Raw genomic sequence first — 23,300 nt, forward strand, 5'->3', positions numbered from 1 at the left:
GAAGTGGCTGGAATAAAATTTATAACCAATTGTACATTTATTTTGAAGATCGAATAAAATAAATCATTTTTGAAACTATTGATTCCCTATGATTCATACACAAAATTCTGCATAGGCTCATAGCTTACTTTTTGTCATCTGTAACTCATTTGGAATGTCTGTTCTTATCACAACGGTATTATACTTTAGCCGCGATAGGAATCTGAAGAATCAATAACATAAACCCGATTACTCCATCGCACCCTGATAAGAATGTATTATTCTTAATAGATGTACCCTTTCCTGCCAACTATGGTTTTTTCGACGATGATTAAAGCTTGTGACAACATTGATGGAACATTTCGAATCAAATGAATTTTTTGCTTATATTCCCTCTTTAAAACCGTATAGCACCATCAAATTGTAAAATCAACGAACTGCACATACACTACATGAAGAATACTTTACGTCTTTCCCTGTTGCTGTTTTTATCAAGTTGGACCTCGCTTATTGCTCAATCAGAAAATCCCCCTGATGGGGAGTTTCGTGCCGGTGCAGCGATGAGTGTGATTACACCCCCCATCGGCACTTCGATCAACGGGAATTTCCGGGACGGGACAGTTCGCAATATTCACGATGAAACCCATGCGCGGGCATTAGTGCTGGATGATGGACAGACCAAGCTGGGGTTTGTCGTGTCGGATCTGTGTATGATTTACAGGGAGACACTGGACAAGGCAAAGCAGCGGGCGCACAAGTTTACAGGGATTCCCACGATGAACATGTTAATGTCTGCCACGCATACACATTCCGGCGGAACAGCGTGTTCGGTGTTTCAAAGTGATCCGGATCCGGCCTATTTGGCATTTCTGGAGGAACGCATAGCTGATGCGCTGATTCGGGCGTATGAGAATCGGGTACCGGCAAAAATTGGATGGGGATTTGGTGAAGAAGCTTCACAGGTTCACAACCGGCGTTGGAAGCTCAAGCCCGGAATAACAGTGAAAAATCCCCTGGGCGGTGAAGATGTTGTCCGGATGAACCCGGGTGTCAACAATCCGGATAAAACGGTTCCAGCAGGACCGATTGATCCGGAGGTGCCGGTGGTTTCCGTGGTTGCACAATCAGGGGAACCTATTGCGTTGCTGGCAAATTATTCTTTGCATTATGTGGGAGGTACTGGTCCGGGAGAGATTTCTGCGGATTACTATGGTGTTTTTAATCGGCGAATGAAAGAGTTGCTACAGGCTGAAAATCAACAAACCCCCTTTGTGTCTATTATGACGAATGGAACAAGTGGTGATATAAACAACATTGACTTTTCAGGGAAAACAAAAGCGGCTAAAGGACAATATGTTCAGATGAATTATGTGGCGAATGTGTTGGCCGCAGAGGTATATAAGGTGTTGCAAAATATAGAGTACCGAGATGATGTAGCCCTGGCTTCTGCGCAGAAGGAAATCAGCGTAGGAGTCCGTTTGCCCGATCAGTCGGAAGTCGAGCGGGCAGAGAAGATCGTGGCAGCAGCTGAAGGGCCCATCATGAAGACTTCTGAGGAAGTATATGCACGGGAAACCCTGAAAATGAAAGATTATCCCGAAAAGGTCGATATGATATTGCAGACATTCCGGATTGGTGATCTGGCCATAGCTGCCATACCTTGTGAAGTGTTTGTGGAAATCGGATTGGATCTAAAAGAGAACAGCCCCATAAAACCTATGTTTACTATTGAGCTGGCGAATGGATATTACGGGTATTTGCCGACGCCCCAGCACCACGAGTGGGGCGGGTATGAGACCTGGCGTGCCCGATCCAGCTTTCTGGAAGTTAATGCTTCAGAAAAAATAACAGCCACGGTCCTGGAATTAATGAACGCATTAAAATAAAACTTTAATAATTTTCCTGACGAGAACACTTTGCCCGGAAGGGAAAGACCGGGAGGGCGAGTATCGCGCGGGAATTATCACGCTCTTGATAAGAGTATATTTTTTTATAAAAAACACAATAAATGAGACAAAAGACTTTTACTCCAATGGCTATTTTAATGGCGTCGCTTTTTTTTCTGTTTGCTTCCTGTGATTCGACCAAAGAACCTGCTCTGCATGATAATGCCATCAAACTGTTTAATGGAAAAAACCTCGATGGATGGTATACCTGGCTCAAAGGGATTGGAAAGAACAAAGATCCTCAGAATGTATTTACCGTGAAAAATGGGATGATACACATCACGGGAGAGACCTGGGGATGCATCACCACAGAGGAAGAGTATGAAAACTACCACCTGATTACCGAATGGAAGTGGGGCGGGGATACCTATGAACCCCGATTGGACAGAGCCCGGGACAATGGGATATTACTCCATTCAGTGGGTTCCGACGGAGATTATAACGATACCTGGATGTATTCCATCGAATGTCAGATTATTGAAGGAGGTACGGGTGATTTTTTAGTTGTCGGTGATAAAAGCGAAAAGTACTCGATCACGAGTCCTGTCGCTGATAAAAAGCATGGCAGTACCTATGTCTATGAACCTGACGGCAAGTTGGTTACCATTAACAGCGGCCGGATCAACTGGTGGGGACGATCTCCCGACTGGAAAGATGTGATCGATTTCCGGGGACCCCTGGATGTGGAGAATCCGGTCGGCGAATGGAATAAACTGGAGTGTATTGCGAAAGGGGATACCCTGACGGTGAAATTGAATGATGTGATCGTGAATCAAACCTTTGATGTGAAGCCTTCCAAGGGGCGAATACAAATTCAATCAGAAGGGGCGGAGATTATATTTCGCAGAGTGGATATGATTCCTTTGTAAATTTATAACCGGTTTCGCTCTTGATTATAATTTTAAATCCAACCAATATTCCATAATACCAATACTTTTTGAAATATGAACCGGGTCGATCTTCTTTCTGTTTTTCGCATTCTGTGCATCACTGTAGGTGTCGTAATGGGGAGCGGGAGAATATCGGCCCAGGATTTGTACATCGGGATGGCCGAAGTAAATATTACGCCGCCTGTCGGCTATCCCCACTATCGGGGGATCAGTACGGGCGTCAGTGATTCTTTGTTTGCGAAGGCCATTTATTTTGGGCAAGGGGACGAACAGGTTGTGATCGTGGAATGTGATTTGCTTTGGGTTTCCCGGAGCTTGTCAACCGATGTTCGGCAGGAAGTGGTCGACAAAACAGATCTTTCCTACCAGAACATTATGATCGCCGGAACCCATTCGCATACTTCACCAGCCTACTATGAAGACATCATGGAACTCAACGAACATCGTCGTGATCCGGATTTTGAGCATGTTCAAATAAATGGTATGGAGTATGCCCAGTGGCTTCGACTGCGGATTGTCAAGGTGATTCTTCAGGCCAAAGAGAATAGTGTCCCTGGTCAACTGAAAACAGGTAGCAGGGAAATTAAGGATCTTTCCTTCAACCGGCGCTATCTTATGGCCGATGGGCGCGTCAAGACCAACCCTGGGTTTCAAAATCCAGCGGCTATTCTCCCGACAGGGCCGATTGATCCGGAAGTAGGAATGCTGATGATTACAGATCCGGAGGGAAGGACAATCGGTAGTGTCGTTAATTTTTCATTGCACACGGATACCCAGGGCAGTACCGAATTTAGCGGTGACTTTCCAGCTTATTTATCAAGTGCACTAAAAGGTACGTATGGACAGAGTTTTATATCCTTTTACGGACAGGGAGCTTGCGGAGACCTCAACCACTATAACACAAAGGTGAAGAAGCAATTGACTTCAGAACAAATAGGGAACCGCTTGGCAGACGTATTTCGTGATCAGGAAGAAAGCTTTAAATCCATCGGGCAACCTTTCCTCCGGGCCGCAACGGAAATAGTTTATGTGCCGTTACAGGACTTTACACCAGAAGAATTGGCCTGGGCCCTGGATCAACGATAACTTTCTGGTTTTCATCGATCCGTTTCTGGACCAGACGACGGGTTATTCTTTTGGCGTGTCGGCTTCGGGGGCTAAGTGGGATGGTACCATGGCGAACGGTTCCAGCGTCAGCCTGGACTGGGATTGTAAATGGCGTTCGGAGACCCGGCAATATGAGGATCGTTGGGTGTCAGAGATGAGCATTCCATTTAAGTCCATCAAATACCCGGCGGGGGGATCACAATGGAATATTAATTTTAGTCGCCTTGATCTAAAATCGAACGAAAAGTCAGCGTGGGCACCGGTACCCCGGCAATTCCCTACCGCTTCGCTGGCACATACGGGAACGCTGGTCTTTGATGCACCCCTGCCTCATCCGAGGCCCCAGCTATCCGTGATTCCTTATGTTTTTGGAAGTTATGCCCAGGATAAAGTGGTAAATAAGGAAGGAAAATACTCCGCAGATTTTGGATTTGATGCTAAAATTGGCATTTCATCATCGATGAATCTTGACCTGACCTACAATCCGGATTTTGCCCAGGTGGAAGTGGATCAGCAAATCACAAACATCGCGCCGGATTGGATTGGATGCTCCGGTGCTGGGTGGTGCTCGTTTGAGCGGGAAAATTGGGAATGATGTCCGGGTGGGATTGATGAATATGACAACCAAGAAAACGGATGATCACCTGGCAAGAAATTATTCGGTCGCCACCATTCAGAAGAAAGTGTTTGCGCGGTCCAATGTCGGTTTTATCTTTGTGAACAAGGAATATCTGAATCAACCAGATACGGTGAGTTTATTCAACCGGGTAGCTGGCCTGGACTACAACCTGGCCAGTAAAGACAATACTTGGAATGGGAAAGCGTACTATCACCGTTCTTTCCAGCCCGGGAATCCGGATCAGCAGTATTCGCAGGGAGCACGCATCAGCTATAAGGCCAAAAACATCCAGGCAGAAATTCAGCAAGCTTCTGTTGGAGAAAATTACAACGCAGAAGTCGGATTTATTCGACGGACGGGTTATAACCTAATCAGCCCAGCAGTGACCTGGCTCTTTGTGCCCAATAGAAGAATCGTAAGTCATGGGCCGACTTTGGCCAGCGAAAATTATTTTTCGACAAAATGGAATCGAAATGAGCAAAACAACTCGCTGTTCTATTTGGTGGCTTTCAGAAATCGCTCCGAATTGAATTTTGGATATGAACGTAGTTTTGTACAACTCGATCGTGATTTTGATCCCACACAAAACAGCCCGTACGTGCTGCCTGCCGGATCGGAATACAACTTTGGCCGATTCATTGCTAGTTATCAATCCACGGCAAAAAGAACTTATAGCTATGCTGTTGAAGCTGGGACCGGCGGTTTTTATAGCGGTGATATTCAGTATGTTGAAGGACAGGTGGGGTTCCGGATCCAACCCTACGTCAATATCTCCATGAATATCAATTATACCGATATTGACCTTCCAGAGCCATTCATGCACAGGACTTACTGGCTGGTCGGGCCCAAGCTCGATGTCACTTTCACCGATAAGATTTTCTGGACCTTGTTCGTCCAGTACAATGAACAAATCGATAATGTGAACGTCAATATGCGCTTCCAATGGCGGTATCAGCCCGTGTCGGATATTTTTCTCGTATATACGGATAATTATACCATCGATGGAATGGAATCCCGGAATAGGGCGCTGGTCTTTAAGATGACGTATTGGCTGAATTGAAAGGTCACCAGGTCTGACAGATCTCGCCTTGTCCGCTGAATCCATCTCGTCTCTCCGGACGAAACGGAGAAGGAGGAATATCTGTTGGATCTATTCCAGTGGTTTAATTTTAAAAATCACCGGATTCGAATTTTCGTCGATCCCCAGTGCCTGAACTTTGGGATGGTCCGGGTTATCCTTTAATAGTTCATTGGCGTTTATTTCACCCCAAAACCATTCTGGCGTAGAGCCTTTCAGGGAACCACGGTGTAAATTTATCCCGCCTACAGATAAGGTATCAAAAACGTACTGGCGAGCATTTGCTTTGTTGTAAAAGCATTTTCTGAGATGGTCTTCGTATCGATAGCTGAAGTCCAAATACGAGGCTTGATCAACCACATCAACGAGATTTGCCCATCCCTTATCATCAATATCATCATAGATCTCTAAAGGGTCTCTTCCTTCTTTTTTTCTGGTATTGCTACCTGGGGACCGATTATTAGGTCTAGGTTTCTTAGCTCCGGCCTTGGGAGCTAATTTTGTTTCGTTTCCATGCTTCATTCCATCCGATGTAATATATCCCGGTCGGCCTCGCACTTGCAAAAAGACCTTACCGAGATATTCTCCCATCAAACCCATAAGTAAAAACTGGATACTGCTGAAGAATAGGATCACTATCATTATGGAGGTCCAACCGGATACGGTTTGACCGACGATTAAATGCATATAGAGTGCCCATATGATCAAAGCCATAGCCAATGCAATAGACCCCATGCCCAAAAACAATCCAAATCGCAATGGTTGAATACTGATGGCTGTCATACCATCAAAAGCGAGTGCTACCATACGTGGTATAGAATACTTGGTCTGCCCATGTTGACGAGACTGATGCCGGTATTTAAGAGTGGTAGCTGCCCAGGTATCGGGATCGTTGTATTCGTCATCCTTTAATCTTTGATTTAATGGACACAACCATGCAAAGATGCCTCGTAGATACAGACTTTGCTCCGGTAATGAACGGACTACCTCTGCGACCGGATGACTGAACAGCCTAAAATCATTGGATTTATAGACCACTTGATCCGGCCCCAGAGCCTGTATAAACTTATAATAAGCTTTCGAAGTCAGCTTTTTGAACCACGTTGCTGACTGGTGGTATTCAGGTATCGCGTGTACTACCTGATAACCCTTTTCATAAAGCCGGACCATCGATGGGATTAAAGCAGGCGGCTGTTGCAGGTCTACATCGAGTGTTGCCAAAACCTCTCCATTCGCGGCTTTAATTCCTGCCAATAATGCTTGCTGCTGCCCAAAGTTCCGTGAAAAATGAACGATCTTGAGCTCAGAATAGTGATCTTTCATTTCATCCAATATAATTCTGGATCGATCGGTACTGCATCGTTGACAACGATTACTTCATTTCGGTATGGAGCATAATCCACTCTTGATACTTCTTCCAGAAACCGCTGTATGGATTCTTCTTCATTGTAACAAGGGGCGATAATGGAGATTAGACCAGGTTTGAAGTTCCTATTAGTCCTAGCATCAGTATATAGACCACACATATGGGTGGATTTCAATTGGCCATTATGCTCCTTTTTGTATTTTCATTTCGCTCTCATCATTCACTGGTTTCATTTATTAAAGTAGGGTGCAGATATTCCCGGACCTCCCGCTTGATCGTCTCCGAAGTATCCCATTTACGAGTCAGGACATTGGAATATATAGCGCACCCCATCAAAAAGAGTCCAATGAGTCCGCCCGCAGCGTATTGTTGCACCTTGTTGTTTTTTAGCCATTTTCGTTGTTTTACGACCTGGTATAAATGGTTTGCTCCCCAGACCGCCCAGACTGATAACCCAATAATACTTAGATACATATACCGGTCGGCCGTGATCATAGCACGTGGCATAGGGAGAATGTGCAGGACGAGAAGAATGTTGATTCCGAAGAATAGCAGGCCAAAAAACGGCAGAAAAACTCTATTGCGATACAGATCAATAATATAAAGCAAAAGGAAGCTCGCAATGATTATGTAGCCATAGTAAAACCACGACAACGATTCGCCGGTGACTATGGGGAAGCCGTAGAAATAAAGTAGGTTCACTGGTAATATAAACCGGATTACATACACGATCAGACTATAGCTCCCAAATACGAAACGTTGATCCCAGGAATAAGCGCCTTCCAGTTCCAGTATACCAAGATTGTTCTGCGCAGACCAATACCAGAATAAGAAAGCCAACAAGAAGAAAGGTATCTTCTCAAGGGTAATCTTCAATGAAAAATTTTGACTTTTATAGGTGTGTAGGATAAAATCAATCAATAGAAGATTCAGCGGTAAAATGATAGCTTGCTCCTTGGACATCTGGCTCAAGACATATCCCAGGAATGTCAGTACAAGGTAAGAGTATTTCCGGGACCTTTTATACTGGAGATAAAAGAGCAGGCTTCCCAGTGTAAACGTGGGTAGAACGCATAGCCGATTAATATGCCCATCGAAATAAAAAGTCGAATTGCAGCCCAATTTTGTTGCTTCGGAGTTTTGTTTAATCTTAGATATGACAACTTCAGCCATTCCATGCGGGAAGAGGTTATTATTATGCAATAATAAATTAATCGAAATGGAGATTAGCTATTCAGCGGTTTAGAGGATATGAATATAATCATATTTATTGAATTATGCTAATAAAAAATGAAAATTGAACAGCTATAACTAATAAAGTGTTAACACTAATATCACATAACGCATTGATTTATAGCTATATATAGATAGATGTTTCGATAGAAAATATGTATAGTGATAAATTAAAATTCTTTGAAAATGTTATTATAGCCAATTAGTGATGGCTATACAAGGTAATCGGAAAGCATGTATAATAAACTTAGGTGTTGGGATAGTATAGGATGTTTGAATTAATATATAGCAATTCGTAATTAGCATCCAAAACCCACATCCTTTGATTACCTTGCCCATGTGTAAGTGAATCATCATCAAACAACAAGCTTAGCATGAATAATAAAACGGTTCAGTGGGGGATTATCGGTTGCGGTGACGTCGCTGAAGTGAAAAGCGGACCCGCCTTTAATAAAATACCGCATTCTACATTGGTCGCTGTAATGCGCCGGAATGGAGCGAAAGCCAAAGATTTTGCTAAGCGCCATCAGGTGAAGCATTGGTATGATGACGCAGATGAATTGTTGCACAATCCGGAAATCAATGCGGTATATATTGCGACCCCCCCGTCCAGTCATGCAGAGTATGCCCTCAAAGCGATCAAAGCCGGTAAGAACATTTATCTCGAGAAACCACTTGCACGGAGCTCCACGGAGGGGTGTGAAATCCTAAAAGCTTTAGCGGGTACGTCGGTCAAACTCACTGTGGCGCACTACCGCCGGAAGATGCCGGCCTTCCTTCAGGTCGAAGAGTTGTTGAAATCAAAGGTTATTGGAGAGGCGCGATTGATTGATATCCAGATTCTGCAGTCCAGTAAAGCCGATATTATTGCCTCCGCCAGCGATAATTGGCGGATCAATCCTGAAATATCAGGGGGCGGATACTTTTACGATCTGGCACCTCATCAGATTGATCTGATGTTGTCCTGGTTTGGTGTGCCAGCGAAGGTCAAAGGCTTTGGCGTGAATCAGCAGGGCGTTTACCCGGCCAACGATCTCGTTAATGGTATTATGAAATTCAAGGACAATATCCAGTTTCGTGGTGTTTGGGCTTTTAATGTATCCGAGTCCGATAAACTGGACCGGTGTACCATTTATGGAAGCAAAGGCTCTATCACCTTCTCATTTTTTGGTGATCAGGTTTTTCTCACTACCCCGGCTGGTACAGAAAATTTTGTTTTTCCACCGCTCCCACATGTTCAGCAGCCTATGATCGAGGCGACGGTGCAGTATTTTCTTGGTGCATCCGAGAATCCGTGCTCAATAGAAGATGCTATTCGTGGCATGGAGGTGATGGACGCGATGGCAAGAAGTGTAAGCAGGTCTACTGAATACGGTGTCTGACATTTTTGCTAATAAATGTTAAATAACATCAAAAATTTATTGCTATCCTGCATTCCGGTGAAAATGCTAAAGTTGTAATTTATTATTTAAATAAATTAATTAATAACTATATTTCACAAAGCCATTAAGTTTTATTGAAATGAAATCAAAATTTCAGCATTTCACCATTTCTTTTAATTATTCTTTGTAGCTGTCAGGGAGACCATCGACTTCAAAAGGACGTCACTACAGTAGTTGGTTCTGTGGGGTTGCAAATTGAAAAAATTGAAGATGTTCCTATTGAGTAACATGCAAAATCAGTACGCCAAAATTAATAATACAGAATATACTTTCTTACTGATTATTAACAAAGGTTCAAGCAACTTCATTCTGGTTTTCAAGATTCAATTCAAAAGTAAAAGGGTTTATCAGATTGTTTTCTGGCTTGGGATGTAAAGAATGACCGTTGTAGTTTTTTTGTAGTATTAGGAGCATTTGTTATTGGATGGAAATAAGTGTAAGATGTACTTCTCACTAAAAATCTCTGAAAAGTTGGGGTACGTGCTTAGCCCTTTATATGTAGATTCTAAGCAGACCTGCAGCGCAGGTCCAAGTATAGTAGCACCAGTTATTGTCAAAATATCGACCTCAGAGAGGTCGTAATGTATGCTTAGACATTGCGACTTCTCCGAAGTCGAAGAATACTGCAAAACCATCTACTAACATAGTTATGACCTCTCCGAAGTCTATTGAATCAAGTTCCAATAAACCTTTTATTTGCGCTAAACAAGGAGAAGCTGGGGATAGAAGCGCTAGATAATACCTATACATTATTTATGATTCCGAACACTAGTGTACATGAATTTCTGGTCTTCATCTGAAATGGAAACATAGGGTAAGGGTAGGTTTCATAATCACTGGTTTATCAAGCCTATTAATTTTTCTTATTTCTATTTCTTTTTCATGTAACTTGCTGTCAATTTAACCTATGAAAAAAGAAGAGCAGCAATTTGAACACTTGATTACGGAGATGATCGACCGTAAATACGGAATATGTGATGATTTTTTGAATGGAGAGATGTTGCAAGGACTTCGGGATAATTTGCATGCTTATCATGCGAAAGGTGGGATGCATCCAGCTGGTATTGGCCGACGTCTCGATTTTAAGAAGAATTTCAAAACACGGGGTGATGTTATTCGATGGATCGAAGAAGATACAGAACAGGGCTATGAAATCGAATTCTTGGAAAAGATTAATGCATTCATTCAATATCTGAATAGAACGTGCTACACGCAGATTAACCAATTTGAATTCCACTACGCCTATTATGAAGCCGGTAGTTTTTACAAAAGGCACCTGGATCAATTTAAAAGTCATTCCGGCCGAAAATTCTCGCTCGTTATATACTTAAACGAAGATTGGTCAGAATCGGATGGGGGCAACTTGTGCCTTTATCTGGATGACCAGGTGGTCAATGTACTTCCTAAGGGTGGAAGGGCGGTCTTTTTTAGAAGTGATGAGCTGGAGCATGAAGTCAGGCAAGCTCCTGGGCGATCACGAATCAGTATTGCCGGTTGGTTGAAAAGTGAGTAAGACGTTTTTTGTTGGTCAGCTCTAAAATAGAAGAACGGACATCAGTATCGATATCACGACATCGGAGTTAATCTGCAGATACTCCCGAAGGGTCTTTAGAGCTGAAACCATATGATTTTTAACCGTATTGGGTGAAAGGTTGAGCTGTTCTGCTATCTTTCGGTGCGACAAGCCTTCTCGTCGGCTGAGCTCAAAAATAATTTTTTGTTGTGGGGTCAGACAGGATTTAGCTTTTTCCAAACTTTCAAAATATTCCTTTTCGAGCAGTTCCTGATCAGCGGCTTGCTGTTTTTCCGAGATTACATTCCACATTTCTTTTCTCAGTTGCTGGTTTTTCGCACGTTGACGCAATAGGTCAATAACCTTATGATGGGTGATTTGAAAGATGTACGAACGAATATTTTGAATTTTAGACAGATCTTTTTGGCACATTACAAAAAACACCTCTTGCACAACATCTTCTGATAATGATCTGGACTTTAAGTTTTTAAAAGCGAAGCCGAAAACCTGTGTGTAGTATTCATTGAAAACGTCATCCATTGAAGGAGCCCGATTATCCGAGGTTGACTTTTTGGGTTTTGCCATGATCTTTTAACGCTTAACGACCCCAATGTTACAAAAAAATTAAAATAAATTTAAAAATAACTAGTCCTGTTTGGAGAATTTCCCGACTTGATATTGAAGTTCCTGCTGTTGCTAAATGGCGAAAGTGGATAGACATCAGAATTTATCATGTACAAAATCAAATAAATTAAGTGAGTAAAGAGCGCTATTATGAGTTATACAAGCAGTTTCTGAATCATACGATTTCAGAAAATGATTATCAAGATTTGATGAAATGGGTAGCGGATGAGAACAATGATCGACAATTAAGGCATTACATGACGATCTTGTGGGAAGAAAATAATTGGTCTGCAGATGCGAAACCCCGGAATTGGCAGGAATTTAAAAGTGGGTTCGGTCGAGACCGTAAAAAATCCCGGAATCCCAAGGTGATTTCCATGTGGTTTGGTCGTAGACGCAATACAAACATTTTAACTTATGCTGCTTCCGCGGCGGTGTTATTATTGATCACGTTCGCTGTATTTCAATTCAATCAGTCAGAGGAGATCATTTATCAAACCGCCTATGGTCAAACCCAGGATATCGAACTGTCTGATGGTAGCCTGGTCACGCTCAATGCCAACTCTTCGCTCCGATGGCAGGAAGACTGGCGAACCACGGGTGAACGGTATATCACACTGGATGGTGAAGCCTTCTTTGATGTAGCGCATACCACGGACCAAATACCCTTTACAGTTGAGACCAAGGACTTGAAGGTCAAGGTTCTGGGTACCACCTTCAATGTGTCTTCCCGACGAAAACATACCGATGTGACCCTCGAGTCAGGCCGTATAGAGCTGGATCTGAACCGCGTTGAGCACAGTGCTCTTAAAATGGAGCCTGGCGATCGGATAAACTTTTCATCTGTGGACAATGTCCTGCACAGAGACAAAGTGGAAACCATTGCTGAATCTGCGAATTGGCTGGATGGGGTACTTCGTTTTGAAGACGTCACCGTAGAAGAAATGTTCAAAGAGATCGAGGATCAATATGGAAAAACATTGATAACCAGGGACAGCAGCTTATTGACGCGACGCATGTTCACAGGGATTCCGTATAAAGACTGGCCGGTTGTCAAAGAAGCCCTTGAATTGGCTCTGGATGTAAATATCGAAGAGCAGGGAGACCAGTTGTTTGTCAGAAATGATGATTAATCCAAAGTAATTGCCGAGATAAAACTTAAATAACCGCACCATGAAAAAAAAGATGAAAACCAGTTTAAATGTACTCTTACTCTTCATTCTGATTTTGTTTTCTGTAGAAGGGAAATCAGGAGGACCCGGTGTGGCATCGGAAAGCTACCCCGCCGATGAAATCACATTTGTGGAAGCTATCAAAGAAATCAGTGTCCGATTTGAGGTGTTTTTCACCTTTGATCTCAAGCTTGTGGAAGGAATTATGGTAGATGAATCTTTTCGAAATTTCAATACCGTGGAGAATGCCGTGGAGTTTGTTCTGCAAGCGACCAGTCTGAAGTATCGCATCATCCAAACCCGGTATGTCATAATCTACAAGGATGATGTGGAAGGCCTCGAATCACTGCGTCAAATGTCTCATCATCTGGATGGATTGATCAGTGAAGGAGAAAAAGCCAGCGAAGAAAAGCAAAAACGTCGGTCGAGCGTAGTGCAAAGACTTATTCCTCGGCAAATGAATCATGAGATCGCCCCCTTTTCATTCTCGGTGGAAGGGCGGATTGTAGATCAGGATGGTCAGCCTTTGATTGGCGTCAATGTGTTGGTGAAAGGAACTAATAAAGGTACGGCAACAGATTTTGAAGGAAGATTTGTTCTGGATGATGTGGACGAAAAAGCCATTTTGGTCGTCTCTTATGTAGGTTATCAGACGAAGGAAGTACCGGTGGCCGGGAAGCCGTTGATTGAGATTACGCTTTTATCAGACACCCATCTATTGGATGAATTAATCGTCGTAGGTTACAGTACGATTAAAAAAGCAGACCTGACCGGTTCGGTGTCTGTGGTGTCCTCGGAAGAAATCAAGAATAATCAATACACCAATGTGTTAAAAGCATTGCAGGGTAAAGTACCGGGCATGTATATCACGGCAGATGGAGATCCCACGGGGCGGGCTGGCGTAAGAATCCGGGGTATTACTTCTGTGAATGCAAATCCGCCACTCATCGTATTAGACGGGATGCCTACCCAGCTCAACCTGAGCGACATCAACTCAGCAGATATTGCATCGATCCAGATTCTTAAAGACGCATCATCAGCCAGTATTTATGGTTCCAGAGCTGCCAGCGGAGTTATTTTGATCGAAACTAAAAAGGGGCGAGTTGGAAAAACCAATGTAGAATATCAGGGTTCTGCAGGTTATTCCACCATCATGCACCGCCCTCAGATGATGAATACCATCCAGTATGGAGAGGCTTTTTGGAGAGCAGCCATTAATGATGGTTTGGATCCTGGAAGCCAAACCTTGCTCTATACCTATGATTGGGATCGGGATGCGGATGGAAATCCTCAATTGCACGCCGTTTTCCCCAGAAAATGGCTCAATAGAGAAGAAACAATGCCATCGGCAGACACAGACTGGTTTGACGAGGTGTTGCAGAATGGATTTCGTCAACAGCACCAACTTTCCATCACTTCCGGATCTGAAAAATCCAGATCGTTGTTTTCCGTCAATTATTTTCAAAATGATGGAACGGTTATCCATAGTGGTCTGAAAAGATATACCCTGCGTCTAAATTCAGATTACAATCTGATTGATGGACTTTTGAGGGTCGGCGAGAACATCTCCGTTTCCCATAAAGTGTATCGCGGTGGTGTCAACAGTTCAATTCGAAACATGCTGATCATGCCACCCATCGTGCCGGTGTATACCAATGATGGAGAATGGGGTGGGACAGCCTATGCTTACGGGATGGATGATTACAATAACCCGGTGCGGGAATTGACGATCAATAAAGACAATAAAAACAGAGATTCTAAACTGATGGGTAGTGTTTTTGCAGAACTGAATCCCTTAGAGGGTTTGGTTTTGAAAACACAGGTGGGTTTGAATTATTCCAGAGGCTATTTCAGACATATAAATTATACCTGGGAAGAAGGTGGCGGGAAGCGGGACATCAGAAATGGCATCAATAATTACTACGGAAATAGCATGAATTTCACCTTTACGAATACGGCTAATTACGATTTTTCCATCATTCAGGATCATAATTTTTCGGTATTGGGTGGAATTGAGATGTTCAAACACAAATCAGAGAATTTTGCTGCAACCCGATTGGATATCCAGTTGGAGGACCGGGATTTTGCTTATCTGAATTCTGCCACCGGGAACCTGTCGGCTGGAGGCAGTGGAAATGAACTGTCTATGATCTCCTACTTTTCCAAGTTAAACTACAATTATAAGTCAAAGTATTTGTTGTCGGCCACGATGCGCTATGATGGTTCTTCCGTATTTGGTGCCAATAACAGGTATGCTTTGTTTCCGGCCCTTAGCCTGGGCTGGCGAATTAGTGATGAAACATTCTTTGATGATATTACTGCTTTATCAGAATTAAAGATTCGCGCAAGTTGGGGGATAAATGGGAATTCTAATATTCCTTCTACCGCTCGATTTAATTATTATGATTCGGATTACTTTGAGACAGCGTATGCCATAAAAGGTCAGGAAAATGGTCAATTGGCATCCGGGTATCGTAGAATACAAACCGGAAATGAAGACTTGAAGTGGGAGGAAACCGAACAGATTACGGTGGGACTGGATTATGGGATGTTCGATGGCCGGTTGTCTGGATCACTGGACATATACCACAAGATTACTACCGGGATGCTCTTTTTTCCACCTTTTTTGGGAGCATCCGGAGAGGGAGCCGGCCAATGGTACAATGCAGCAGATATGTCCAATCAAGGTGTGGAGTTTCTGATATCTTATGCGAACGATCCCAATAAGGCATTTAATTATTCCATTGGACTAAATCTGAGCTCCAATAAAAACCGAATCGATAATTTGCCCGAAGAAGTTCGGTTCGCGTATGGCGGCAATGGGGTGGACGAGGATATTCAAGGGCTTCCGTTGCGATCTTTTTATGGATTTGTAGCAGACGGTATCTTTAAAAGTGAGCAAGAGGTGGAACAGCATGCTACTCAAAGAGGAAAAGGCATCGGACGAATTCGATACAAAGACCTGAACAATGATGGTCAGATCACCTGGCAGGATGATCGAAAGTGGTTGGGTAGCAGTGATCCAAAATTAATGTATGGGTTTGACTTTAAGTTCGGTTACAAGAATTTTAGTTTATCCATGTTCTGGCAGGGAGTAGCTGGCGGTTTAGTGCGAAACGACTGGAAGACCTACAGTGATTTTTGGAATGTATGGACTCAGGCTGGATTTAATCATGAAGTGCGTGTACTGGACGCCTGGTCACCGGACAATCCGGATTCCGATATACCGGCATTGTCCTTATCCAATGCAAATGACGAGCGGAGACTATCTTCGTACTATTTGGAGTATGGAGATTATTTGAAGTTAAGAGATATCGAGCTTGGATATGATCTACCCGCTGGGATCCTCCGTAAAATCCGGGCCCAAAACTGCCGACTGTACATTAGTGCCCAGAATATGATCAACATTAAACGCTGGTGGGGTGACCATGTCTTTACAGGGCACTACCCGGAAACAGCCACCAAAGGGAGTGAATACTCCAATCCATATATGAGACCACAAATATTTTCCACCGGAGTTAACATCACATTCTAGAACCATACCAAAATATATAGATATGAATACCTTATTAAAGTCTGCCGTGTATATCGTTCTTCTTGCCATTATTCTGAGTTGTCAGGACTACCTTGATATCAAACCGAAAGGCGTGCTCACGGATGAGTTTGTCGGCAAAATAGAAAATGTAGAAGGTTTGGTCATTGCGGCATACTCGTTTATCCAGAAAAAAAGGCCCTGTTGTGAAGAGCTTAAATCCTTGAACCCCTGGATCGCCAGCGTACGATCGGACGATGCCTACAAAGGAGGTGGTGGACTGGATGATCAGTCTTCTTGGTATCAGATGGAAGTGTTTTCATTGGTTTCTCCCAGCGTCAACAACAACAATGGGGTATGGAAAAATGGATACTATGGCATATCCAGAGCAAATACAGCGATTTCAAAGTTGAAAGAAATTAACGATGAGGACTTTGCTCTGAAACAAACCCGTATCGCAGAAATGAGATTTTTGAGAGGTTGGTTGCATTTTAAGCTGAAGATGAATTACAAGTGGATTCCTTATATCACCGATGGACTGAGCCCACAAGAAATTAAGAAAATCCCCAATCGGCCGGATGGTGCCACGAACGATTTGGAAATCTGGCAGAAAATTTATGAGGACTTTAAGTTTGCTTCTGAAAACTTGCCTGAGAAGCAAAATGATGTAGGGCGGATTAATAAGTATGGCGCCAAAGCGTACCTGGTTCATGCTCTGATGTGGATGGCTTACGAACAGGATATGGACAACAAAGTCGTGAATGTGAACAAAAGCAGATTGGAAGAAGCACTCCAGCAAACTGATGATATTATCAACAGTGGTCTGTATAGCCTGGCCCCTGATTTTTCGCTGAACTTCATGTACAATACATTTTCGCCGGAAGTGATCTGGGCATTGCAATTCTCTGTAGACGATGGAACGCCCTATGGTAATCTCAATGCGGGAAATTCATTGACGGCACCGTGGTGGTCACCTTACTTTAGTTGCTGTGATTTTCATAAACCATCTTACAATATGGTCAATGCTTTCAAGGTCGATGAGAATGGGTTGCCTTTGTTTGAAACATTCAATGACCAGTCGGCGAACAATAACCCCCGGTTTTTTAAGGGTGAAAATAGTTTCGACCCCCGAATAGGACATACAGTTGCCATTCCGGGTCTGCCGTGGAAATATCAAAATCAAAGCAATCCTGTGTTATTCGATAGTACCGCCAGCCGGCAATCTGCCGTATATGGGTACTTTCACTCCATGAAGGAAAATGTACGGACAGATAGTCCGGGGTTGGTGGATTTGTTTTGGATGTTCAACTCCAAGGATCAGGCAGAAGTGCGCTATGATGAGGTATTGTTGTGGAAAGCCGAGATATTAATCGAACTGGGTCGGGAAAAGGAAGCACTGTCGATCATTAACGATGTTCGGAAAAGAGCAGGTCAAAGTACGGCAAAACTAGTTTTTGAAAATGGCACGCCTACCCTGGATTATCAGATTGGCCTGTATGAAGATGGGGTCAATGTCAAATGGACCCAGGATTTTGCACGGAAGGCGCTTCGGTGGGAAAGAAGGCTGGAGTTTGCTATGGAGGGGCGTCGGTTTTTTGACCTGGTTCGGTGGGGGATTGCTGAAGAAACCATGGACACGTACTTTGCTGAAGAAAAGAAACGGAGATCTTGGCTTGAAATTGCTGATTTCACCTCAGGCAGAGATGAATTCAGACCCATCCCACAAGCTCAAGTCAACCTTTCAGAAGGAGCTTATGTCCAAAATCCGGGGTATTAGTATCTTGAATGTTTTTTATAGAATTATTTAAAAACACATTTGACATGATTAGTAAGAGAATTGGAATCACAGTTTTAGCCTTTATCCTGGTGTTGGGATGGAGTCATTTGATGGCTCAGAATAAGTCCATGCCTGAGATCCGGGTTTTATTTGACGGAGTATCCTTAGACGGTTGGGATGTAGCCAATCCGGCATTTCGTGGATTGTGGTATGTCAAAGACAGTACGATATATGGCGGAGACGGGAAGCATAAAATACCAGCCAACACGTATTTGCACACGACCGAAGAGTACGAGGATTTTGAATTTCGCTGTTTATTTCGGATAACAGGAGATCCTATGACGGGGATGATTAACAGTGGGATACAGTACCGATCGCAAATTCGGGATGGCCGCATGATCGGTTATCAGGCTGATATTGGAAAAGGGTATTGGGGTGACATTTATGATGAGCACCGTCGAGGGAAGTTGGTCGATGGCGATCTCAGCGTACTGCACCGGATACTGAATGCAGACGGATGGAATAGTTACATTATACGTTGTCAGGGAGACCTGCATGAGACTTATATCAATGGGGTTCAGGTAGCGCGTTATGTGGAAGAGGATCCATCGATACCCCGCAAAGGGATCATTGGGATGCAAAATCATTCCGGCGGAAATTCCATGGTGGAGTTCCGGGACATCACCATTACGATACTTTCAGAAGAATAAACAATTGGTAGCGGTAAAAAAGGAGCTTCAAGAACCTTACCACCCAAAAAACAGAAAGATCTAGCTATGAGATTAAGAATAGGAAAGCAACATATATTACAATTAATTCTAGCATTTTTTCCGCTCGTGTTGTGGTCCCAGGAGCTGTCAGAACGAACCAAGGCTTTGGATCCGAACGACCAGTTGGCGCAATTTGACTTGTTGGATGGATTTGTGATCGAATTGGTGGCCAGTGAAGAAGATGGGATTGTGAATCCGATCGATCTTACGTTTGACGATGCGGGGCGTTTGTGGACACAGACGGCGCGGATGTACCCCATGGATCCGGTGTCTGATATCAAGTGGCAGGACTTGCTGGCACTGATGGATGATGAAGAGAAGCAAAAGCAACATCCGGCCTTTAAGAAGCTAAAAGATCGGTTCGAAGGAAAAGTGCCGGGGGAAGATCAGATATTGATCCTGGATGGGATTTATCCTGGAGAGGAAAAGAAGGTAGAGGTCTGGCAGGACAATCTGACGATTCCCATGAGCATTTTGCCCTACAAGAATGGGGCTTTTGTGGCGCAGGGCTCGGAGTTGTTTTATCTGATTGATACCGATGATGACGGGAAAGCGGATCAACGCGTTCCTCTGCTGACTGGTTTTGGATTTACAGATACCCACACGATGGCGCACACGCTGATCAAAGGACCGAACCATTGGGTACACTTTAGCCACGGAGCGCTGAATAAGGGGAATGTACGTTCGTTGACCAGTGATGCCAGTGCGCGTTTTGACTTTAGCAAGATTGGACGGTTCACGGAGGATGGTAAGAAGATAGAAGTTATAAATGCGGGATTAAACAATATTTGGGGACTTCAGTTGCGGAACAATGGGTTGTGGTACGGTATTGAAGCCAATGATCTGGGGTATTCAGTAGTCCCCATGCAGCCTGGGATGGCGTATCCGGGGATCGGGAATGACCGGCTCCGTCCGTATCAGCCTTTCGTACCGAAACTGCATTCGTTTCGGGTGGGTGGTACCGGTTTGTCGGGTTTGGCGTTTTCAGATGATACGGAAGGGTCTTTTCCGGCTGAGTACGACGATGTAGCCTTTTTGGCCAATCCGATTACGAGCACGATCAACATGGTGCGGATCGTTCGGCATGAAGACGGCAGTATCGAAGCAGAACATTTGCAGGATCTGTTGCGGAGTTCGGATGACTGGTTCCGGCCGGTGAATATGGAGTTTGGTCCGGATGGGTGTTTGTATATTGCAGATTGGTACAATAAGATTGTATCGCACAACGAAGTGGCCACGACGCATCCGGATCGGGACAAATCCCACGGTCGGATCTGGCGGATTCGCCACGTGTCCCAGGAGCCGAGAGCAATTCCTGATTTTTATAAAATGGCTACTGAAGAGTTGCCGACTCACTTGCGTTCACCCTCATTGTGGGCCCGGCGTGCGGCCTGGAGTCAGATAGCGGAACGGCCCTCGGGGCAGACCAGGTCATTAATTCCACGTTTGGTGGAAATGGTAAAGGATGAGACCGAGGATGAATATACGCGGATCCATGCATTGTGGTCTTTGGAAAGTCTGGGGCACTACGACCGGTCGATGGTGGAGACCTTGCTGGGGGAGTCTTCCCAGCATCTTCAGCGGGAAGCGATCCGGACATTGATTGCCTTCTCACCGGAGTTGGATGAGCTGGTTCGGTTGACGAAGCCTTTTTTGACATCATGGAATCCAGAGATCCGGGCCCAGGTGTTGCGTACGCTGGGGGAGGTTGGTTCTGCCAACCAGGACGTGATTAGAATGCTGATATCTGCCTGTCAGCCGGAATTGCCGGGCAATGAAATGGGAGGATCGTATGAGCGTCGCCAGGAACGGTATCTGGCGCGTAGAGCACTCGAGCAGTATTCGGACCAGCTGTATGATTATTTGATCAGCGGGGAATCAGCCGGATTACCAACCACTAATAAATTGTGGGCAATGTTAGCGCTGCCGGATCGTCAGAAGGAAGCGGTTTTTCCGAAGATATGGTCTTCGTCACCACCGGAAGAACTGGATGCGTCGACCTTCATAGGAGTACTGAATATGACGGATGATCCGGTGGTTTATCAGAAGGTAGAACAATTGGTGAATCAATCCGGGAATCCGGAACGCTATATTCGTTATGCGCTGGATCATCAATCCCGGATTCAGTCTGGTGCTGTGGGCAAGCTGTTTAAGAGACCGGTGCTCACCATGCTTCAGAGTGATAAAGAGGAACGCATTATGCTGGCATTGGAGTCGATTAATAAGCTGGATGTGGAAGGAGGAAATGCCCTATTGCTGGATCTGTTCAAACAGACGGGCAACCGGACGATCACGGATGGTGTATTAAAGGCGCTGGCGAATAAGGCGGCGGAAAATAAGGAAGTGTTTGCCTCGGTAGCCGGGGATAAAGAAATATCATTTGAGACGCGATCGGCGGCACTGAATATATTGAGTAAGGCAGATAAAGAGGCCGGGGGACGTGTTTTCCGACGTTGGTGGCCGTCGATGTCTTCTTCAGAAAAGCAAGAGATGATCACGATCTATTCATCGAGTAAAACGGGGAGTCTACTTTTGCTGGATGCCATTGATGCCGGAACTGTGAAAGCCCATATGCTCACCATGCCCATTGTGGAGCGGATGAATCATTTGAGTGGCGACCCACGGAGTGAGGCCTTATTGTCAAAAATGAATCAGAAGGCAGACCAGAAAGTCGAGACCAAGCAAGGAAGTCAGAAGGTAGAAAAATTTGTATTGATGACAGAAAAAACGAAAGGCGTGGCATCGAATGGTAAGGTCTTGTTCACGACCTGTTTGCTTTGTCATCAGGTCGGGGATCAGGGTCAGGATATAGCACCGGCATTGGATGGCTCAGCGTACCGGGATACCCGGGCATTGCTAACTGCCATTCTGGAGCCCGATGAAGCGGTGGAGTCTGGTTATTATGTATACCGGGTCACGAAGAAGGACGATTCTGTAGTGGAGGGCTATATGTACGAGAAGAATGCACAGGGTACGACCATCGCCTTTATGGGGGGCACGAAGACCTTCATTCCAAAAGCTGATATAGCTGAAGAAGGATTTTTGACGGGACGTTCGTTTATGCCGTCGGGATTGATTGAACATTACTCCGCTCAACAGGTCGCAGACCTGGTGGCTTATATTAAAACGTTGAAGTGAGGCTCGATGGAATAGAGAAAAGAAAGAAAATTGAAAGATATTTGGAATGATCGGATTCCGGTGTGCCTACGCCGATCTATCATCCACCTGGTGATAATTAATAATAAAATTGAATCATTAAACAGATCTAATATGGCAAATAGAATTTTAAGGAACACGATCGTGTTCACGTTCTTTTTTTTGGGGATTCAACTGCATTCGAATGCAGAACCACTCAATATGAACCACGAAATATTGGGCAATTACGATCTGGAGGTCAAAGGAGCACCCTATGGATACGAAGAAGGGACACTCAGCATAGAAAAAACTGGAGGTCGCTTGGAATCAAAAATTGCAATGGCAGGGGCTGTATTTCGCGCTACCAAGACTGAAATCAACGGCAGTAATGTGCGCATTGATATTTATATTGAGGGCATTGCAATGAAATTGGATTTAGAATATAAAAATTCCATTTTGGAAGGGAGGGTGACCTCTTCCAGTATGGATTTGGAGGTGTACGCTTCAAAGATGAACCAAGAAAAAGATGCGCTTTTCGGAGCATATGAAATGGAAGTCAAAGGGGCCCCTTATGGATACGGTGAAGGGACGCTCCGAATTGAACGCAATGGGTCGCGCATCCAAGGGAACGTAGAAGTGGCTGGTGCGGTCTTTCGCGCCACGAAAACCGAAGTGTCGGGGAATCAGGTTCTGATGGACATATACATCGAAGGCATTCCGATGAAACTGGATCTTCGATATGAAGACGCCGAGTTGAATGGTACGGTGGTATCGACAGATATGAATCTTGAATTGCATGCCAAAAAGATTGAAAAATCGGATGCAGAGATTTTGGGAGACTATGATTTGAAGGTGGAGGATGCGCCCTATGGCTATGAGAGTGGTGTGTTAACCATTCGTGACCAGGGTGATCAATTGCAAAGTGAGGTAAAAATGGCCGGAGCTGTTTTCCGGGCTATGAAGACCGAAGTCGATGACAACACGGTTATCATCACTATATATATCGAAGGCATTCCGATGAAGCTGAATCTAGTGTATGACGATTCAAAGCTGTCAGGTCAGGTTACCTCGACAGATATGAATCTGAAGGTGACGGCGACTAAGATTTAAATACAAA

The 23,300-nt window shown here is 44.3% G+C and carries 15 protein-coding genes and 1 pseudogene; 13 read left to right on the plus strand and 3 right to left on the minus strand.

What is annotated here, in order from left to right; genetic code table 11:
- Window positions 1–431 precede the first annotated feature (431 nt).
- The 5 genes from KUV50_RS13185 to KUV50_RS13205 all read left to right on the plus strand — a co-directional run bounded on the left by KUV50_RS13185 (window position 432) and on the right by KUV50_RS13205 (window position 5,601).
- The gene (locus tag KUV50_RS13185; protein WP_222580637.1) at window positions 432–1,865 is read left to right on the plus strand and encodes a hypothetical protein; all 1,434 of its coding nucleotides are present in this window, start codon (window positions 432–434) and stop codon (window positions 1,863–1,865) included.
- Between the two features lie 122 nt (window positions 1,866–1,987).
- On the plus strand, window positions 1,988–2,794 hold the full coding sequence (locus KUV50_RS13190) for a DUF1080 domain-containing protein (protein WP_222580638.1): 807 nt from the start codon (window positions 1,988–1,990) through the stop codon (window positions 2,792–2,794).
- Window positions 2,795–2,869: 75 nt separating this feature from the next.
- Complete coding sequence (locus tag KUV50_RS13195) at window positions 2,870–3,901, plus strand: neutral/alkaline non-lysosomal ceramidase N-terminal domain-containing protein (protein WP_222580639.1); 1,032 nt, start codon at window positions 2,870–2,872, stop codon at window positions 3,899–3,901.
- Complete coding sequence (locus KUV50_RS13200; protein WP_222580640.1) at window positions 3,843–4,517, plus strand: DUF5916 domain-containing protein; 675 nt, start codon at window positions 3,843–3,845, stop codon at window positions 4,515–4,517. The genes KUV50_RS13195 and KUV50_RS13200 overlap by 59 nt, the downstream gene beginning before the upstream one ends.
- Window positions 4,414–5,601 (plus strand): hypothetical protein, encoded by a 1,188-nt coding sequence (locus tag KUV50_RS13205; protein ID WP_222580641.1) that lies wholly within the window; start codon window positions 4,414–4,416, stop codon window positions 5,599–5,601. The genes KUV50_RS13200 and KUV50_RS13205 overlap by 104 nt, the downstream gene beginning before the upstream one ends.
- Window positions 5,602–5,691: 90 nt before the next feature.
- On the opposite strand, the pseudogene KUV50_RS13210 reads toward KUV50_RS13205, so the two are convergent.
- Both KUV50_RS13210 and KUV50_RS13220 read right to left on the minus strand, forming a co-directional pair.
- A pseudogene (locus tag KUV50_RS13210) lies at window positions 5,692–7,145 on the minus strand (glycosyltransferase family 2 protein).
- A 56-nt stretch (window positions 7,146–7,201) separates the two neighbouring features.
- Window positions 7,202–7,861 (minus strand): hypothetical protein, encoded by a 660-nt coding sequence (locus tag KUV50_RS13220; RefSeq protein ID WP_222580644.1) that lies wholly within the window; start codon window positions 7,859–7,861, stop codon window positions 7,202–7,204.
- 731 nt (window positions 7,862–8,592) lie between these two features.
- Here KUV50_RS13220 and KUV50_RS13225 point away from each other — a divergent pair.
- Together KUV50_RS13225 and KUV50_RS13230 are read left to right on the plus strand one after the other, a co-directional pair.
- Entirely contained in the window at window positions 8,593–9,600 is a 1,008-nt protein-coding gene (locus KUV50_RS13225; protein WP_222580645.1) for a Gfo/Idh/MocA family protein, read from the plus strand.
- 967 nt (window positions 9,601–10,567) lie between these two features.
- Entirely contained in the window at window positions 10,568–11,173 is a 606-nt protein-coding gene (locus KUV50_RS13230; protein ID WP_222580646.1) for a 2OG-Fe(II) oxygenase, read from the plus strand.
- 21 nt (window positions 11,174–11,194) lie between these two features.
- Here KUV50_RS13230 and KUV50_RS13235 read toward each other — a convergent pair whose 3' ends face one another.
- A complete protein-coding gene (locus KUV50_RS13235) occupies window positions 11,195–11,758 on the minus strand; it encodes an RNA polymerase sigma factor (RefSeq protein WP_222580647.1) in 564 nt (187 codons plus the stop codon).
- A 170-nt stretch (window positions 11,759–11,928) separates the two neighbouring features.
- Here KUV50_RS13235 and KUV50_RS13240 point away from each other — a divergent pair, with 170 nt between their 5' ends.
- From KUV50_RS13240 to KUV50_RS13265, 6 genes are all read left to right on the plus strand, one after another.
- On the plus strand, window positions 11,929–12,930 hold the full coding sequence (locus KUV50_RS13240) for a FecR family protein (RefSeq protein ID WP_222580648.1): 1,002 nt from the start codon (window positions 11,929–11,931) through the stop codon (window positions 12,928–12,930).
- Between the two features lie 40 nt (window positions 12,931–12,970).
- On the plus strand, window positions 12,971–16,504 hold the full coding sequence (locus KUV50_RS13245) for a SusC/RagA family TonB-linked outer membrane protein (protein WP_222580649.1): 3,534 nt from the start codon (window positions 12,971–12,973) through the stop codon (window positions 16,502–16,504).
- 22 nt (window positions 16,505–16,526) lie between these two features.
- Window positions 16,527–18,278 carry a RagB/SusD family nutrient uptake outer membrane protein gene (locus KUV50_RS13250; RefSeq protein ID WP_222580650.1) on the plus strand — a complete coding sequence of 584 codons (1,752 nt, stop codon included), beginning with the start codon at window positions 16,527–16,529 and terminating at the stop codon, window positions 18,276–18,278.
- A gap of 44 nt (window positions 18,279–18,322) precedes the next feature.
- Window positions 18,323–18,988, plus strand: coding sequence for a DUF1080 domain-containing protein (locus KUV50_RS13255; protein WP_222580651.1), 666 nt, complete (start codon window positions 18,323–18,325; stop codon window positions 18,986–18,988).
- 66 nt (window positions 18,989–19,054) lie between these two features.
- Window positions 19,055–22,186, plus strand: coding sequence for a PVC-type heme-binding CxxCH protein (locus KUV50_RS13260; RefSeq protein WP_222580652.1), 3,132 nt, complete (start codon window positions 19,055–19,057; stop codon window positions 22,184–22,186).
- A 132-nt stretch (window positions 22,187–22,318) separates the two neighbouring features.
- Window positions 22,319–23,293 carry a hypothetical protein gene (locus tag KUV50_RS13265; RefSeq protein ID WP_222580653.1) on the plus strand — a complete coding sequence of 325 codons (975 nt, stop codon included), beginning with the start codon at window positions 22,319–22,321 and terminating at the stop codon, window positions 23,291–23,293.
- Window positions 23,294–23,300 lie beyond the last annotated feature (7 nt).

The organism is Membranihabitans marinus (genome assembly GCF_019802045.1).
GTDB classification, from domain to species: domain Bacteria; phylum Bacteroidota; class Bacteroidia; order Chitinophagales; family Saprospiraceae; genus Membranihabitans; species Membranihabitans marinus_A.

Bases quoted from the DNA above. Each gene is read 5' to 3' on its own strand.
- KUV50_RS13185 (WP_222580637.1), top strand. From the start codon at position 432: ATGAAGAATACTTTACGTCTTTCCCTGTTGCTGTTTTTATCAAGTTGG.
- KUV50_RS13190 (WP_222580638.1), top strand. From the start codon at position 1,988: ATGAGACAAAAGACTTTTACTCCAATGGCTATTTTAATGGCGTCGCTT.
- KUV50_RS13195 (WP_222580639.1), top strand. From the start codon at position 2,870: ATGAACCGGGTCGATCTTCTTTCTGTTTTTCGCATTCTGTGCATCACT.
- KUV50_RS13200 (WP_222580640.1), top strand. From the start codon at position 3,843: ATGTGCCGTTACAGGACTTTACACCAGAAGAATTGGCCTGGGCCCTGG.
- KUV50_RS13225 (WP_222580645.1), top strand. From the start codon at position 8,593: ATGAATAATAAAACGGTTCAGTGGGGGATTATCGGTTGCGGTGACGTC.
- KUV50_RS13230 (WP_222580646.1), top strand. From the start codon at position 10,568: ATGAAAAAAGAAGAGCAGCAATTTGAACACTTGATTACGGAGATGATC.
- KUV50_RS13235 (WP_222580647.1), bottom strand. From the start codon at position 11,758: ATGGCAAAACCCAAAAAGTCAACCTCGGATAATCGGGCTCCTTCAATG.
- KUV50_RS13245 (WP_222580649.1), top strand. From the start codon at position 12,971: ATGAAAAAAAAGATGAAAACCAGTTTAAATGTACTCTTACTCTTCATT.
- KUV50_RS13250 (WP_222580650.1), top strand. From the start codon at position 16,527: ATGAATACCTTATTAAAGTCTGCCGTGTATATCGTTCTTCTTGCCATT.
- KUV50_RS13255 (WP_222580651.1), top strand. From the start codon at position 18,323: ATGATTAGTAAGAGAATTGGAATCACAGTTTTAGCCTTTATCCTGGTG.
- KUV50_RS13260 (WP_222580652.1), top strand. From the start codon at position 19,055: ATGAGATTAAGAATAGGAAAGCAACATATATTACAATTAATTCTAGCA.
- KUV50_RS13265 (WP_222580653.1), top strand. From the start codon at position 22,319: ATGGCAAATAGAATTTTAAGGAACACGATCGTGTTCACGTTCTTTTTT.